The 16423-nt window shown below is 57.8% G+C and carries 16 protein-coding genes, 1 tRNA gene and 1 other annotated feature; of the genes, 8 read left to right on the plus strand and 9 right to left on the minus strand.

Annotation, left to right across the window (positions count from 1 at the left end; genetic code table 11):
* Positions 1-89: 89 nt before the first annotated feature.
* From ASC93_RS17400 to mscL, 4 genes are read right to left on the minus strand one after another with little or no spacing between them, the layout of a single operon-like run.
* Positions 90-461, minus strand: a complete 372-nt coding sequence (locus ASC93_RS17400) for a cupin domain-containing protein (protein ID WP_056444892.1) — start codon at positions 459-461, stop codon at positions 90-92.
* A gap of 12 nt (positions 462-473) precedes the next feature.
* Complete coding sequence (locus tag ASC93_RS17405; RefSeq protein WP_056444895.1) at positions 474-1160, minus strand: DUF2461 domain-containing protein; 687 nt, start codon at positions 1158-1160, stop codon at positions 474-476.
* A gap of 15 nt (positions 1161-1175) precedes the next feature.
* Positions 1176-2327, minus strand: a complete 1152-nt coding sequence (locus tag ASC93_RS17410) for a Do family serine endopeptidase (RefSeq protein ID WP_056444897.1) — start codon at positions 2325-2327, stop codon at positions 1176-1178.
* Between the two features lie 15 nt (positions 2328-2342).
* A complete protein-coding gene (gene mscL, locus ASC93_RS17415) occupies positions 2343-2783 on the minus strand; it encodes a large conductance mechanosensitive channel protein MscL (RefSeq protein WP_056444901.1) in 441 nt (146 codons plus the stop codon).
* Between the two features lie 265 nt (positions 2784-3048).
* Between mscL and petA the strand changes: the two genes are divergently transcribed.
* From petA to ASC93_RS17450, 7 genes are all read left to right on the plus strand, one after another.
* Positions 3049-3663: a ubiquinol-cytochrome c reductase iron-sulfur subunit gene (petA, locus tag ASC93_RS17420; RefSeq protein WP_056444904.1), complete on the plus strand. Its 615-nt coding sequence runs from the start codon at positions 3049-3051 to the stop codon at positions 3661-3663.
* A 1-nt stretch (position 3664) separates the two neighbouring features.
* Positions 3665-5080 (plus strand): cytochrome bc complex cytochrome b subunit, encoded by a 1416-nt coding sequence (locus ASC93_RS17425; protein ID WP_056444910.1) that lies wholly within the window; start codon positions 3665-3667, stop codon positions 5078-5080.
* A 30-nt stretch (positions 5081-5110) separates the two neighbouring features.
* Complete coding sequence (locus tag ASC93_RS17430) at positions 5111-5872, plus strand: cytochrome c1 (protein WP_056445253.1); 762 nt, start codon at positions 5111-5113, stop codon at positions 5870-5872.
* Between the two features lie 90 nt (positions 5873-5962).
* Positions 5963-6574, plus strand: coding sequence for a glutathione S-transferase N-terminal domain-containing protein (locus ASC93_RS17435; RefSeq protein ID WP_036231132.1), 612 nt, complete (start codon positions 5963-5965; stop codon positions 6572-6574).
* A gap of 90 nt (positions 6575-6664) precedes the next feature.
* Positions 6665-7141 carry a ClpXP protease specificity-enhancing factor gene (locus ASC93_RS17440; RefSeq protein WP_056444913.1) on the plus strand — a complete coding sequence of 159 codons (477 nt, stop codon included), beginning with the start codon at positions 6665-6667 and terminating at the stop codon, positions 7139-7141.
* Positions 7142-7162: 21 nt separating this feature from the next.
* A tRNA-Thr gene (locus tag ASC93_RS17445) sits at positions 7163-7238 on the plus strand.
* A gap of 113 nt (positions 7239-7351) precedes the next feature.
* A complete protein-coding gene (locus ASC93_RS17450) occupies positions 7352-8794 on the plus strand; it encodes a DUF6538 domain-containing protein (RefSeq protein WP_056444916.1) in 1443 nt (480 codons plus the stop codon).
* A gap of 1013 nt (positions 8795-9807) precedes the next feature.
* On the opposite strand, the gene ASC93_RS17455 is transcribed toward ASC93_RS17450, so the two are convergent.
* A protein-coding gene (locus tag ASC93_RS17455; RefSeq protein ID WP_157201980.1) for an IS3 family transposase occupies positions 9808-11042 on the minus strand; the annotation gives its coding sequence in 2 pieces (ribosomal slippage) (positions 9808-10751 and positions 10751-11042; 1236 coding nt in all).
* Positions 10645-10761 (minus strand) — a sequence feature (AL1L pseudoknot). Its footprint overlaps the gene before it by 117 nt.
* Before the next feature lie 583 nt (positions 11043-11625).
* Entirely contained in the window at positions 11626-12204 is a 579-nt protein-coding gene (locus tag ASC93_RS17465) for a recombinase family protein (RefSeq protein ID WP_056444926.1), read from the minus strand.
* Positions 12205-12361: 157 nt separating this feature from the next.
* On the opposite strand from ASC93_RS17465, the gene ASC93_RS17470 reads away from it, so the two are divergent.
* Positions 12362-13210 carry a TIR domain-containing protein gene (locus ASC93_RS17470; RefSeq protein ID WP_229412766.1) on the plus strand — a complete coding sequence of 283 codons (849 nt, stop codon included), beginning with the start codon at positions 12362-12364 and terminating at the stop codon, positions 13208-13210.
* 577 nt (positions 13211-13787) lie between these two features.
* On the opposite strand, the gene ASC93_RS17475 is transcribed toward ASC93_RS17470, so the two are convergent.
* The 3 genes from ASC93_RS17475 to ASC93_RS17485 all read right to left on the minus strand — a co-directional run bounded on the left by ASC93_RS17475 (position 13788) and on the right by ASC93_RS17485 (position 16276).
* Positions 13788-14411 (minus strand): DVUA0089 family protein, encoded by a 624-nt coding sequence (locus ASC93_RS17475; RefSeq protein ID WP_056444934.1) that lies wholly within the window; start codon positions 14409-14411, stop codon positions 13788-13790.
* 202 nt (positions 14412-14613) lie between these two features.
* Entirely contained in the window at positions 14614-15030 is a 417-nt protein-coding gene (locus ASC93_RS17480) for an RNA 3'-terminal phosphate cyclase (protein ID WP_056444937.1), read from the minus strand.
* Positions 15031-15040: 10 nt separating this feature from the next.
* Positions 15041-16276: an RtcB family protein gene (locus ASC93_RS17485; protein ID WP_056445256.1), complete on the minus strand. Its 1236-nt coding sequence runs from the start codon at positions 16274-16276 to the stop codon at positions 15041-15043.
* Positions 16277-16423: the final 147 nt, after the last annotated feature.

Consider the following 16423-nt stretch of genomic DNA (forward strand, 5'->3'; position numbering starts at 1 on the left):
TGGTCTTCACCTCAGTTAGTGGTAGCTAATCACCAACACGCTCAAGATACAAGGGTGGGCACCCCGTGCCCACCAAACCGTTGCCAGGATCAGGCGCTCGGCGCGTTCCGCGTCGGCCCACCCGAGTTATCGCCCGGATGCAGCAAAATGGTCAGCAGCGCGACCGCGTCCTGGTTGGCATGGATCGCATGCGGCTCGCCGCCGGCCAGGTACACCATCTCATTCGGCTGCAGGATGGTCGTGCGGCCGTGGGCCTGGAACGCGATCTCGCCCTCCAGGCACAGCAAGGTCATCTCGCCTTCGACCCAATGTTCCGGCAGCGGTTTTTCCTTGGGTATCACGAGCCGGATCAATTCCATGTGATCCGTCTTGATCAATGCGATCGACGTGAAATTCGCGATGTCGTCTTCGCCCCGCTGGAGTGCGATCCGCTCACCCGATACTGCGTGGTGCAACGCCATGTGTGACTCCCTTTACTCTTCGAATGTCTGCGGCACCGCGCGCAACCAGTTGACGAGCGCGGTGGCGTCCTTGAATCCCTGCGCGAGCTGCGGCACGAGCTTGTCCGGGGCGTTGATGTCGAGCTTCGCTTCGTTCCAGACAAAATAACTCTTGAGCTTCAGGTATTCGACCAGCGGATGGTTCGGATCGAATCCCTTCGGCGGGCGTTGCAGCTTGTCTTCCGGCTGCAGGTCGCCGTACGCCTCGCGCAGATGTTTATTCTTCAACATTTTGGCGAAGCCTGTCGCATCGTTGACGACGTGCTCGCGGATCGCCTTCAGGCGCGCCGCCGGCGGCAGGTATTCGCCGGCGCCGTACAGCAACGTACCGTCGGCTTCGATGTGGAAGTAATAGGTCGGGCCGCCGCCTTCGCTGGGGCGGCGCTTGTTGCCCGGCGCGATGCCGGCCGAGAAATGCGTTTTATAGGGCGTCTTGTCGTGCGAAAAGCGGGTATCGCGCTGGAAGCGGAACATCGCCTTCTTCGGATCGCAGGCGATGATCTGCTTGTCGAACCGGCCGATCTCCTTGATGAGTTCCGTCAGCACCTCCAGGAATTCGACCCGCAGGATGTCGTAGCGGGGCTTGTTCATGATGAACCAGGGCCGGGTGTTGTTCTCTTTGAGCTCGGAAAGGAATTGCGTGAGGTCGCGCAGGTGCATGGAAAGTCCGGATAATCAGGGGGTCTGGCGCGGACGGCGGCCGACGGTGACGTCGAAGGTCGTCTCGCGGTTCTTGCGCATCACCGTCATCGCCGCCTTGCCGCCGGGCGGCAGCGCGGCGATGAGGTTCATCATGTCGTTGGTGCTGCCGACTTTTTTGCCTTGCACGGCCAGCAGGATGTCGCCCGGGCGCATGCCGGCGCGGTCCGCCGGGCCGCCGCGCACGACACCGGCGATGATGGCCCCGCGGTCGCGCGCGAGGCCGAAGCTGTCGGCGATTTCGGGCGTGATGTCCTGCGATTCGACGCCGATCCAGCCGCGCACGACCTGGCCGTGCTTGATGATGGAATCGAGCACGGTTTTCGCCGTCGACACGGGAATCGCGAAGCCGATGCCCACCGAGCCGCCCGTCTGCGAATAAATGGCCGAATTGATGCCCAGCAGATTACCGCGCGTATCGACGAGCGCCCCGCCCGAGTTGCCGAAGTTGATGGCGGCATCCGTCTGGATGAAATTCTCGAAATGGTTGATGTGCAGGTTGTTGCGGCCCAGCGCGGAGATGATGCCCAGCGTGACGGTCTGCCCGACGCCGAACGGATTGCCGATCGCCAGCACGACGTCGCCCACGCGCGCCTGCTCCGGGTCGCCCAGCACGATCACGGGCAGTTTGTCCGCCTTGATGCGGATCACGGCCAAATCCGTTTCCGGATCGGTGCCGACGACGCTGGCGGCGGCCTTGCGTCCGTCGGCCAGGCCGACCTCGATCTCGTCGGCGCCTTCGACGACGTGGTAATTGGTCAGGATGTAGCCGTCGCCGCTGACGATGACGCCTGAGCCCAGGCTGGCCATCTGTTCCTGCGGCGGCGTCTTGTCGCCGAAGAAGCGCCGGAAGAACGGGTCCTTCAGCAGCGGATGGGTTTCGCGCAACGCCTTGCTGGTGAGAATGTTGACGACGGCCGGCATGGCGCGGCCGGCCGCGTCGCGGTAACTGGCCGGGGCGAGACCACTGCCCGGCGCCTGCAGCACCGGCACCGCGCGCCCCGGTCCACCGATGCCCATCTGCGTCGGCGCGCGTCCGATCCACGCCGGCTGCAGCGCCGCGATCACGACATAGATGCCGAGGGCGATCGTGACGGTTTGTGCGAACAGCAGCCAGTAGCGGCGCATCGGGCGACTCCGCGGCTAGCGCTTCAGCGTCAGCGCGTCGCGGATTTCACGCAGCAGAACGACTTCTTCCGCCGTTGCCACCACAGCGGCCGCCTGCTGCTCTTCCTCGGCCTTGGTGAACGGCGCGCGCATGCGATTCATCAGCCTGACCATTTGGAAAATGACGAACGCCAATATCAGGAAGTTCAGCAGGATCGTGAAGAAATTCCCGTACGCCAGCACGGCGCCGGCCTTCTTGGCTTCCGCCAGCGGCAGGCCGTAGGGCTGGCCGTTGAGCGGGAGGTAGTAACTGGCGAAATCGAGGCCGCCGAACAACTTGCCGATCGGCGGCATGATGACGTCCTGCACGAGAGAATCCACGATCCGCCCGAACGCGCCGCCGATGATCACGCCGACCGCCAGGTCGACGACATTGCCCTTCAGCGCGAATTTTTTGAACTCTTCCAGCATAGCCATCCCACGCCCTCCTTTGTGTTTTTAAAAATCTTGCCAGGTTCACAGCGATGATACAGGAAACGTGCAGTGCACCCGATGGTCGAGATGAGCATGTGACCCGGGCCGCGAACACAAAAATGCGCATTTGGGAAGGGTCGCGACAATGCAAACGTTTTTTCTTTAATTTGCAAAACTGTTCACATATAATCGACCGTTGCATAAAAGGTTAATACCGTATTGCAACGTATTGCATTGCAACATTTCGCATTTGACGAATGGAGTTGGTATGAGTAATGAGAAGCAGGTCGATTCAGGCCGGCGAGGCTTGCTCGTGGCTACATGCGCGGCGGGTGGCGTTGTCGGTGTTTCAACGGCCGGGGTGCTGGTCAGTACGTTGCAGCCCTCCGAACGAGCAAAAGCGGCCGGCGCCCCGGTCGAGGCGGATATTTCCGACATCAAACCGGGCGAGTTGAAAGTCGTGGAGTGGCGCGGCAAGCCCGTGTGGCTCCTTCGCCGCACCCCCGAAATGCTGGCCAGCCTGCCGAAGAACGACAGCCTGGTCGCCGATCCAAATTCCGATAAATCGTATCAAATGCCGGTGCCGGCCTATGCGAAGAACGAATTCCGCGCATACGAGAAACACAAGGATCTCCTTGTCGTCGTCGGCATCTGCTCCCACCTGGGCTGCTCTCCTTCCGCCCGCTTCACCGAAGGCCCCCAGCCGAACCTGCCGGACGACTGGCACGGCGGCTTCCTTTGTCCCTGCCATGGATCGACGTTCGACCTGTCGGGCCGCGTCTTCAAGAACAAGCCGGCTCCGGCCAACCTTGACGTGCCTCCGTACATGTACCTGTCCGACAACAAGATCCTGATCGGCAAAGACGAGAAAGGCGAGGCATAAGATGGGCGCAGCGTTCAAGGAAACCAAACTCCCGGCCGACGCGCCGAAAAGCCACCGGGCCCTGGCCTGGGTCGACGACCGCTTCCCGCTGTCGAAGCTGTGGAACGACCAGTGGGGCCGCTACTACGCCCCGAAGAACTTCAATATCTGGTATCTGTTCGGCTCGCTGGCCATGCTGATCCTGGTGATGCAGATCGTCACCGGCATCTTCCTGACCATGCACTACAAGCCGGACGCCGGCCTCGCGTTCGGCTCCGTCGAATACATCATGCGCGAAGTCCCGTGGGGCTGGCTCGTGCGCTACATGCACTCGACGGGCGCCTCGGCGTTCTTCATCGTCGTGTACCTGCACATGACCCGTGGCCTGCTGTACGGCTCGTATCGCAAGCCGCGCGAGCTGATCTGGCTGTTCGGCTTCGCGATCTTCCTGTGCCTGATGGCCGAGGCCTTCTTCGGCTACCTGCTGCCGTGGGGCCAGATGTCGTACTGGGGCGCCCAGGTGATCGTCAACCTGTTCAGCGCCATCCCGTTCATCGGCCAGGACCTGTCGCTGTGGATCCGCGGCGACTACGTCGTGTCGGACGCCACCCTGAACCGCTTCTTCGCCTTCCACGTGATCGCGATCCCGCTGGTGCTGCTGGGCCTCGTCGCGGCGCACCTGATCGCCCTGCACGAAGTGGGCTCGAACAACCCGGACGGCATCGAGGTCAAGGAAAACCTCGGCCCGGACGGCCACGGCGTCGACACCATCCCCTCGCATCCGTACTACACGACCAAGGATTTGTTCGGCGTGTCGATGTTCCTGCTGATCTTCAGCAGCGTCGTGTTCTTTGCGCCGGAAATGGGCGGCTACTTCCTGGAATACAACAACTTCCTGCCCGCCGACTCGCTCAAGACCCCGCCGCACATCGCCCCGACCTGGTACTTCACGCCGTTCTACTCGGTGCTGCGCGCGACGACGTCGGACTTCATGTGGGTCGTGATGGCCGGCGTGGCCGCCTACGTCGTGTTCATCTGGCTCCGTTCGCGCCTGTCGTACAAGACGAAGATCGCGGTGACCGCGGTCGCCATCCTGGCCGAGATCGGCATGCTGCCGCAGGTGCTGGACGCGAAATTCTGGGGCGTCGTGCTGTTCGGCTCGGCCGTCGTGATCCTGGCGCTGCTGCCGTGGCTGGATCATTCGCCGGTGAAATCGATCCGCTACCGTCCGGGCTGGCACAAATACGTGTATGCCGTATTCTTCCTGGCGTTCCTGACGCTCGGCTACCTCGGCACCCAACTGCCGACCCCGGCCTACACGCTGGTCGCCCAGGCCTGCACCCTGCTGTACTTTAGCTTCTTCCTCCTGATGCCATGGTGGAGCTCGATGGGCCGGTTCAAGCCGGTGCCCAATCGCGTCACGTTCACCCCGCATTGATCCCGGAACCAAAGCCAAAGGACAACAATGATGTTTTTTTCGAAAAAACTGCTCGCGGTCCTGGCCCTGCTGCCGGGATTCGTGTTCGCGAACGAAGGCGCGTTCCCGCTCGACCGCGCGCCCGAACGCACCGATATCGCCTCGCTGCAAAACGGCGCCAAGCTGTTCGTCAACTACTGCCTGAACTGTCATTCCGCATCGTCGATGCGCTACAATCGCCTGCGTGACCTGGGCTTGACCGAAGACCAGATCAAGAACAACCTGCTGTTCTCGGGTGAGAAGGTGGGCGACATGATGACGATCGCGATGCGTCCCGCGGATGCGAAAGCCTGGTTCGGCGCCGTACCGCCGGACCTGTCGGTGATCACGCGTGCGCGCGCCTCGGCCGCCGGCTCCGGCCCCGACTACATCTACACCTACCTGCGCACTTTCTACAAGGACGATACCCGCCCGACCGGCTGGAACAACATGGTCGTGCCGAACGTCGCCATGCCGCACGTACTGTGGCAGCTGCAGGGCGTGCGTACGGCCAAGATGGTCGAGGAACCGGACCCCCACGAGCATGAAAAAACCGTGCACCGCTTCGCCGGCTTCGAGCAGGTGACGCCGGGCACGCTGAGCCCGCAGGAGTTCGATGCCCAGGTGGCCGACCTGGTCGCATACATGGACTGGATGGCCGAACCGGCGCGCGACTTTCGCAAACGTCTGGGTGCGATCGTCGTGATTTTCCTCGCTTTCTTCGCCTTCCTCGCCTGGTCTTTGAATGCTTCTTATTGGAAAGACGTAAAGTGAGTTGATTGCCCGGTTATAATGCGGGCAATGTCTATTCGGGGTGAGCCGCCTGGCGCTTCACCCCTTTGTTTCTTGAAGGAACTATAAACCATGATGGTTCTCTACTCCGGCACCACGTGCCCGTTCTCCCAGCGCTGCCGTCTGGTCCTGTTCGAAAAGGGCATGGACTTCGAAGTGCGCGACGTGGACCTGTTCAACAAGCCCGAGGACATCTCGACGATGAATCCGTACGGCCAGGTGCCGATCCTGGTCGAGCGCGAACTGATTCTGTACGAATCGAACATCATCAACGAATACATCGACGAGCGCTTCCCGCATCCGCAGTTGATGCCTGCGGACCCGCTCATGCGCGCCCGTGCCCGCCTGATGCTGTTCAATTTCGAGAAGGAACTGTTCGTCCACGTCAACACGCTCGAAAACGAGCGCAACAAAGTGGGCGACAAGAGCCACGACAAGGCGCGCGCCGAAATCCGCGACCGCCTGACGACGCTGGCCCCGCTGTTCCTGAAGAACAAATACATGCTGGGCGACGAATTCTCGATGCTCGACGTGGCCATCGCCCCGCTGCTGTGGCGTCTGGATCACTACGGCATCGAACTGTCGAAGACGGCGGCGCCGCTGATGAAGTATGCCGAGCGCATCTTCTCGCGTCCGGCCTACATCGAAGCCCTGACCCCGTCCGAAAAGGTGATGCGCCGCTAAAGCGCCACCTCCGTTGCACGCCAGTTTACGACGCCACAGGCGAATCGAAGTACACTGGCGTGTAACATCTCGCATCATTTCGATCACACCATGCCAGACATCTCCACCAAGCCGTACCTGCTGCGCGCCATTTACGAATGGTGCACGGACAGCGGCTATACGCCTTACCTGGCCGTCAAGGTCGACGCCGCCACCACGGTTCCGATGGAATACGTGAAAAAGGGCGAAATCATCCTCAACATCAGCTACGGCGCGACCTCCGGGCTGAAAATGGACAACGACGCGATCACGTTCCGTGCACGCTTCAACGGCGTCTCGCGCGAGCTGTACATCCCGGTGCACAACGTGCTGGCCATCTACGCCAACGAAAACGGCCAGGGCATGGCCTTCGACGTCACGACGATGGCCGCCGACCTGCCCCCGCCGGCACCTGAACCGGCAGCAAGTCCGGCCCCCGGCCTGGCCGCGGTCCCGGCCAAGACCGCATCCGAGGTGTCGCATGTACCCGACGATGACGACGAACCACCCAAAAAAGGTGGCCGCCCGACGTTGACCCGGATCAAATAAGGGTATAATTCTGGCCACATTGCCGGCTTAGCTCATCAGGTAGAGCAGTTGATTTGTAATCATCAGGTGGCGGGTTCGAGTCCTGCAGCCGGCACCATTCCCCTGTCCTTGCAATCCCATAAGTCCTTGATTCGGATGGGATTTTAAGGCATCCCTAAGCATGAGTGGTATCACAAATGGGTATCATACCCGTACCACTTACGCTACCGCATGCCCCTGCTTGCACTATCCCCCATCGTGTCCGTCAAGGTAAAACACCTCTGGAAGAAGCCTACCAGTTCCCTTCTTTACTATCGTCGTCGTATTCCTGACGACATCAAGCCTCTGCTGGAAGCCTCACGTTCCGAATGGGCAGGGAAGGAACAAATCGTAATCAGTCTGCAAACGGATGATCCTAAGGCCGCTGCATCCAAGATCGCCAAGCTGGCCGAGCAACACGATAAGGAATGGGAACAGTTACGCAATCCGTCCAAAGCCGGGGCGCTGGCCCAGGCAGAAAGTTTTCTTAGGGCTAGAGGTATCGACCCTGGTGCACCAAAAGCAGACGAGGAAGCGTTAGGCATCTTCTTCGATATGGTCGAAGATGGTCTTCCTACCAAGGTCAAGGACCATCTGCAAGAAGCATACGAGCATGACTACCCGATCAATCCGAAACGGGATATTGAGCCGTACCTGCCCCCCGTTGTCGCTACGGCCTTCCAAATTGCCCAGGGACGCCGGGAATTCACGTTGAGCGATTGCCTTGATCAGTACGTCGCTTCCCGCTCTGAAAAGACCGCCAGATCAGGCAAGATTGCCTTTGGGTATCTGAGGGCCTTCTTCAAGTCGGATCGTCCGCTTGGGTCAATCCGTCGTCAGGACGTGAACGAATTCGTGAAGTGGCTTCTTGCTGGCGAACACAATGATGACGGTAAGCCAATTACGACCACGACCGTTACCCGTTACCTGAACTGCATCAACGCTGCGGTTAGGCGCGCAATCAAGGAAAACGAACTCGACATTAAGAACCAGTTTTCCAGTGTTGAGATTCCCAACGCTGGCAAGGATGCTCAGGCGCGTCTTCCGTTTGATTTGCACCAATTGAAGTCGCTGCATCGTGCCGTGGATGAATGGGTCGCTGTTAAAGGCTGGGATCAGCCCCGCTGTATCGTCACGGTCCTGGCCGAAACCGGCTGTAGGTTGGCCGAAGTCACAGGCTTGGCATCAGCCGATGTTTATCTCGATACCGAAACCCCTTATATCGATCTCAAGGAACACCCGTGGCGCTCATTGAAGAACGAAACCAGTATTCGTAAGGTCCCTTTGACGCCTCGGGCCATGGAAGCCATCAAGGCCGCGCAGATTATCTCTGCTGATTCCAAATTTCTGTTTCCCCAATACACAACCGTGGAACAGTGCAGCATCAATTCGGTATCGGCAACCTTGATTAAATGGGTTCGTAGTCGTAGTGGCTTTGAAAACGCAAAGGTGGATAATCATAGTCTGCGGCATTCGATGAAAGACCGTCTTCGCGCCGTCCAGTGCCCTGATTCCGTCCAAGACCAGATTCTTGGTCACAAATCCCAAGGCATCGGCGCTGGATACGGCCAGGGGTATCCTTTGGAAGTGTTAGCCGAGTGGCTCAACAAGGCCGTGGCGGCTGTTTGGGTTTAGGTTGCCACAGGACGCCATAAGAAGGCCTGCATACTGTTTGTGCGACGAGGGTAGGGGTTGTCTAGTCTTGCATGGAAAAACGCATTGTAGGGCTTCTGAGTGCATCCTGTGGCGTTGCGCGGATGTTTAAGAAGAAGCTGGCTGGATCGAAAAAACACCGATCAGGGCAGCATGGCTGACTTCCCGCCTTGAAGACTAATATGCACAGAAAGCATTGATAAAGTACACGATACGTTGCCGCCTTTCAGGGCACCTCAAGAAGCCCCACAGGACCACGTAGACCGTTACGGCTAGGTAGGCATTCCCTACCTCAAGAAACGCAACAGGCGGCTTCTAGGCCCTCCTGAGGCGCGCTGTAGTCGTGCATATGGGACGGACACTAAGAAAAAACACCAATCAAGAACATCTGTCTTGACTGGTAAAGAAGACAATCAATCCCATACGGGGTAGACCCATCATCCCTATGGATACCTTTGGATTACCTTAGGTTGGTATAGGTTTAGGCATGGGTGCAAAGCTAAAGGGAAGACCTTTAGTTATTGTCATTTAGAATGCACCCTTAGGGGCTACTTAGGCATCTACAGAATCTACAGTTGCACTAGAGTTATCTTTAGTGTGCCCCCTACCCCCACAACGGTAGTGTCGTCGGCCTTGTCTTCTCTTAGCTGTACCTTTTAGCTTTTAAGGCCAATGTCAGGTTTCCCAGGCTCGGCAAGCTTCCTTCTCCTTAGCTGTGGAGTTTAGCTTTGTCTGAGAAGCGCTGGCTCAACTGAGTAGGTTCGTCTGACTTCCCTTGTCATTCCGACGCACCCCTGACCACATACGGAATGTGTTATGGAAAATCTAGTGACGGGCGGGGCGCTTACAGCATCCGTGCGGACGGTCTCAGCGTAGCAACTTGAATGCCCTGGCTCGGGCATCCTTTTCATCCCTGTGTTCTTTGATGCGGGCAAGCTTCGCATTGAGGATTCCGTCTGCCTGAACCGCCCCGGGAACCGTGGAGGCTAATTGGTTTAAGTTAATGCAGTTTCATCGGCAGCGGTTTTGAGCTGCCGGTAGTAGTTTGCCTCAGCTTCGGCGGGCGGGACATAGCCGAGTGGTTCCATCAGCCGATGGTGGTTGAACCAGGCCACCCATTCCAAGGTTGCCAGCTCGACAGATTCCCGAGTTTTCCAAGTCCGGCGATGAATCAATTCCGTCTTGTACAAACCGTTGATCGTTTCAGCCAGCGCGTTGTCGTAGCTGTCGCCCCGACTACCAACCGACGGTTCGATGCCCGCTTCGGCCAGACGTTCGCTGTAGCGGATACTCAGATATTGCGAGCCTCTATCGGAGTGATGGATCAAAGTTCCATTGTCACCGGGCTGGCGAGCATACAGCGCCTGTTCAAGCGCATCCAGAACGAAATCAGTGGTCATCGACGAACTGACCCGCCAGCCGACAATGCGCCGGGCGAACACGTCCACTACGAAGGCTACGTACAACCAGCCCTGCCACGTTGAAACGTATGTGAAGTCCGACACCCACAGCTGATTTGGGCGGTCAGCAGAGAATTGCCGATTGACCCGATCCAGCGGACGTGGGGCGGCAACATCGGGAGTCGTTGTCCGGATTCGCTTGCCGCGTACAGCACCTTGCAAACCCAGTCGCTTCATCAAGCGCTCCACCGTGCAGCGGGCAACGACGATGCGTTCCCGGTTCATCTGCTTCCAGACTTTGACTGCGCCGTAGACCTGCATATTGGTCTGCCAAACCCGACTGATTTCCGGGCAGAGGATCTCATCTCGCTTCGCCCGGGCGCATAACTTCGACGCATCACGAAGCTGTGCGGCATGGCGCCGATAACCCGACGGGGCAATCCGCAAGACCTTGCAGATCGGCTCGACCCCGAAGGTGTCGCGATGCTGATCAATAAAGGCCTTCAGGATTTCAACCGGCGGTCGAGCTCCGCCTGGGCGAAAAACGCACTCGCCAGCTTCAGGATTTCGTTGGCTCGCCGCAGTTCCTTGTTCTCGCGCTCCAAGGCTTTGAGTCGCTCACGCTCGTCTGTCGTCACTCCTGCACGCTCACCTTGATCAATCTGGTCGCGCTTGATCCATTCATGCAGTGTTTGCGGCGTACAGCCGATCATCCCTGCGATTGACTCGACCGCCGCCCAGAGCGACGGATGCTCATCACGCTGCTCCCGTACCAGACGGACTGCGCGCTCCCGGACTTCCGGCGAAAATTTGCTTGGCTTCTTGTTCATAGCTCCATTCTCTCAAGAGTTGGAGCCTCCACCAAATCCGGGGCGGTTCAGTTCTTGATTTCTAAAGCATCGCAAACGTCTGCCGCAACGAACCACGGGGTTCCGTAGTCGTCAACGGTAGTGCGGATTGAACTTTCTTTGAAAACGAAAGATGCAGGGGAAGTTCTTAGGGAACGCGAAGGGGTTGCTACGTTGTTACTGTTGTTCATTTGGATAGTTAGGTTAGGAATGTATGGATTTCATGGTGCAATTCACACAACAGATGCACATGAATCATGAGGTTGACAGGCGCGGTTTAAAATACCTGTTCTCTCTAAGCTGTAGCTTTTAGCCTTACCCCATCCAAAGGCCCTAACACGAGCTACAAGGCGGTCAAAGGCCAGTCATGGGGGAAACCCCTTACTCAATAAGAAAGTGCCCCTGAGACCCGCTATTGAGGCCAGAAGGCAATTGCCTAATTGACCTCAGATGCGCTAACCCAACATCCACCGTTTCCCTTCCAAAGACAGGAAGGTTGCATTACCTATAAAAAAAATTAATAACAACCAACAAATCTATGCGCCGTTCATATAACCCTGGCGCCTTACGCCATGGCGATCCGAATCCGCATTACCGTTTGACGGGACGTATCAAACGCCTTAGCAATCTGCGCAACGGCTACGCCTGCTTTGATCTGTTCCTTTACCTGTTCCTGCTGGGCTACCGTAAGGGCCGATGGTCGTCCAAAGGCTTTCCCTTCGGCCTTAGCACGTTTAATCCCTGCATTGGTCCGTTCGATCAGCAAATCACGCTCAAACTCAGCCACAGCGTTAATAACCTGCATGGTCATCTTGCCTGCTGGGCTGGTAAGGTCAACGCCACCCAAGGCCAGACAATGAACCTTGACGCCAGAAGCTTCCAAACGCTCAACAGTAGCCCGTACGTCCATCGCATTACGTCCAAGACGGTCAAGCTTCGTCACGACCAATATGTCCCCTGCTTCCAGCTTGTCGAGCAGCTTAGCGAACCCCTGACGTTCCAAGGCAGCTACCGAACCCGATACCGTTTCGGACACGATGCGCTGTTTGGCGACGGCAAAGCCTGCTGCTGCGATTTCTTGAACTTGGTTCTCCGTGGTTTGGTCGTTGGTCGAAACACGGCAGTAAGCGAACAGGCGGGACATGGGATTCCTATGTGTACGAAAGTGATGTACGAATCATAGGGTCTGTACGAAACTACGTCAAGCCTACTTTCGGACAGTCATATTCGGCATGTACGTAAGCGGTCGGTTTCGGACAGTTAAGCTGCCAACTCGACAACCATCATCCGATGTAGAATTCTTGCTTGAATTAAGTTTCGGGGGATTAGTGGACGATCAGGAAGCCTTGGCTGCGTTAGACGAGTTTCGGAAACGACTCACAGGGGAAGTTGCGCAAGCATTTCAATCACGCGGAGCAACATACGGCAGGGAACGCTTTAGCGCGTGGAGAAGGCGTTTTGCGAAGTTCCTTGATGAACATTTCCCTGGTGAATCATCAGTCCTGAATGCAAAGCTGACACATTACGTACTTTCAGCGCATTTCGGGGAATCTGATGAGCAGCAATTCTGGCGAGTAGACGGGGACATCGTCCTATCCTACATCGATTCTTTAAAACTCGACATCGAACATGGCGAATATGAAGCAGCAACAGCAACCGCACGAAGTAAGAAATCTGTGAAAGGCGCGAAAATGCAAAAAAGCAAAGGTCAGACCAAGGTTTTTATCGTTCACGGGCATGATGAACTTACGAAAATTAAGACAGCCCGATTCGTCGAGTCCCTGGGCTTTGAGGCCATCATTTTGCATGAACAAGTTAGTAATAATAAAACCATTATTGAGAAGATTGAAACTTATACCGATGTCGATTTCGCAATAGTTCTCTACACGCCTGATGATAAAGGTGAAGCAAACGCTGCCGTCGCTGACGGAAAGCTCAAGTCGCGCGCAAGGCAGAACGTCGTCTTCGAACACGGCTACCTGATGGGTAGGCTTGGCCGCGACTGCGTAGTTCCCTTGGTCAATGGAGATATCGAACTGCCCGGTGACATCAGCGGCATGGTTTACGTAACCGACGCTAACTGGGAGATTACCGTGGCTAGAGAAATGAAAAGCGTTGGCCTGGATGTGGACTTCAATAAGCTTGCTTAGGGTTTCAATTCCGTGGGGCATGTCTCGACAATCTGACGTACCTCGCAAGCCCTCACTGAATTCCATTGATGGCACTAACCTGATATGCCAAACTGGGCAAACGATGTAGACGCTAGGGATTAATAAACCCAAGCATTTCTTCGATGCTTGCGCTGTGGCTTTTCGTTACACCGATACCGACCACGAGGACGAACCCTGAACCGGCCTAAGTACCCCCGGGGCTGTAATCATCAGCCGATTTTCAATAAAAGGGTTAAAGGCCGATTTTCAGTTTTGTTGTTGGGGCTTCGATGAGCGGGTAGATTTCCTGCACGCCGACCAGAGGTAATGCGGAACCTCTCAGGTATCACATGGGCATCACATCGGGTAACACAAGGCATCTTTGGCGCTCGACCAGTACCGCTTGCGCTCATCAGTAAGTCATTGATATGATTAGGTTTTGCAGCCCCCTTAGCCCCACTTGTGCATAGGTTAAGACGCTGGTTCGATGTTTGCAGCCGGCACCAAGAATATGCAGCAAAAACAAAGGGTTACGAGCTTACGCTCGTAACCCTTTGTTTTATCCGCTCAGCGCAGCTTACGAACGCTTGCGACGCCCCGCGATCGCCAGCGCCCCAATACCCAGCAGCATCAGCGACGCCGGTTCCGGCACATCCGCCGGCGGTGTCACGACGGCCGTGTCGACGTTCAAAATGTCGAACGCCCAGTGCGCATCACGTTTGTCGCCGGCCGCATCCACGAAGCCGTTGCGGAAGTTCTGGTTGGCCACACCGTCGAACGCGAAGCCGTCGGACAGGTTGGCGCCGAGGGCGAAGTTATCGAATTGCTGGATCGTTACCGTGTAGGTGCCTGCCGCCAGAGCGTTCTTGTAGTTGACGTCATAGCAGCGCCCCGTCACCGCATCGCTCGCGACGTCCGGGCAGTGGGCGTCGTCCTGCTCGTCCAGCTTGGCGCCCGTCGAGTCGAACAACGCCAGGATCGGATCGAAGCCGCCACGCGCGATCGTGTCGCCATGGGCATTCACGCCGCCGGCATACGACCAGCTGCGCAACGTTACCGTCGACGTGCCGCTCACCACGAAGGTGAAGCTTTGCACGTCATTGTCATGATTGAAGTGACCCGTAAACGACAGGTCGGTCGCCTGTGCGCCCGTTGCAAAAACAGCCAATGCCAGCATGGCGGCAGCGGTCTTGAATTTCATTCTCGGTTCCTAGTTAATCTGAAACGTTTATCAAAAGTACCCGAGGCCGCTTGTAGCAAAACCTATGCCAGTAACAAAAAGCAATTGATTTATATAGATAATTTCGTTTATGCAATATAAATGTAAAATTATTCGACGCTATTGTGCATATCTGTAAATTACTTGAGCCAATATAATTGTTTTGCGAGAAATAAATACGGCATCAGCGCGACGTCACCGTGCAGCGATCCAGACCATCGTGCCGTTCGAAACCGAAACGTACGGGGAGGAAGGTCTCGATCACCTGTGCATTGGTGCGCGCATGCATCGACACCTCGTCCAGCGTGAAGCCGCCACTGCCCGCCAGCGCGAGCGGAAGCATCATCTGGTCGGCCAAGTATTCGGCAAACGCCGCTTGCGACGCAAGATACCGGCGCGCCCGCTGCACTGCCTGGCGGGCCACCTGCTCGGCCGGGACGGATTTTTCGCCAAGGGCCGTGAACACCTCGGTCGCGTCGCCGTCGCGGTTGGCGCGAATGTTGCGGATGCGGAAGGGCTGTCCCGTGATCATGGCCAGGGTCAGCGCGCTGCGCACGATCTGGCCGCCGCCCTCGCCGGCCGCGCCGTCCAGTTCGATCATGCCCGCTCCCTCACCCCTTCACGCAGACGATCTGTTTCAGGGTGTGCACGACTTCGACGAGGTCGCTCTGCGCCTGCATCACCGCGTCGATGTCCTTGTACGCCATCGGGATCTCGTCGATGACGGCGGCATCCTTGCGGCATTCGACGCCCTCGGTGGCGCGCACCTGGTCCTCCACCGAGAAGCGGCGCTTGGCCTCGGTGCGGCTCATCGTGCGGCCGGCGCCGTGGCTGCAACTGTGAAAGCTCTCTGGATTGCCCTTGCCGCGCACGATGTAGCTCTTCGCTCCCATCGACCCCGGGATGATGCCCAGTTCGCCCTCGCGCGCCGACACGGCGCCCTTGCGCGTGACCAGCACGTCCTTGCCGAAATGGTGTTCCTTCTGCACGTAGTTGTGATGGCAGTTCACGGCTTCCACATGCGTCTCGAATGGTTTTTTGATGACCGTGCGCACGGCCGCGATCAGGTTCTGCATCATCACTTCGCGGTTCATCCGTGCGAATTTCTGGGCCCAGCCGACGGCCTCCACGTAATCGTCGTAGTGTTGCGTGCCTTCCTTGAGGTAGGCCAGATCCTGGTCTGGCAAATTGGCGAGGTGCGTGCGCATGTCCTGCTTGGCGAGTTCGATGAAGTGCGTGCCGATCGCATTGCCGACGCCGCGCGAGCCGGAGTGCAGCATGAACCAGACGAAACCCTGTTCGTCGAGGCAGATCTCGATGAAGTGGTTGCCGCTGCCCAGCGTGCCCAGGTGCTTGTAGTTGTTCGTGTGCTTCAGCTTGGGGGTCTTTTGGCAGATGACGTCGAACTCGTCCTTCAGTGCCATCCAGGCCCGGTCGACGGCTTGCGGCGGCGTATCCCACGATCCCTGGTCACGTCCTTTAACACCGCGCGTTCTGGGCGACATCCCGTGCGGCACCGAGCGTTCGATGGCGCTGCGCAGCAGGCCCGGATTGTCGGGCAGATCATGCGCGCTCAGGGTCGTCTTGGCAGCCATCATGCCGCAGCCGATGTCGACGCCGACCGCGGCCGGGATCACCGCACCCAATGTGGGAATCACGCTGCCGATCGTCGAGCCCTTGCCCAGGTGAACGTCGGGCATGGCCGCCATGTGTTTATAAATGAACGGCATGCGCGCCGTGTTGGCCAGTTGGCGCTTGGCTTCTTCTTCCACAGGGACGCCGCGCGTCCACATCTTGACGGGACGGCCGCCGTTCACGTCCAGCACATCGTAGTGTTCGTCTTTCATCATTGCTCTCTCATCGTCCGGCATGCGTCGCGCCGCCGCCGACAGAACATGGCGGCGGGATGGGTGAATCCAAGTGCGATCGAACGGTTTGCGGGGCAATGCGGCGATTTCGCGGCCTGTACCGCCAATGCTGCAATCCGTCGCAAT

This window comes from Massilia sp. Root335, from assembly GCF_001425685.1.
GTDB classification, from domain to species: Bacteria; Pseudomonadota; Gammaproteobacteria; order Burkholderiales; family Burkholderiaceae_D; genus Telluria; species Telluria luteola.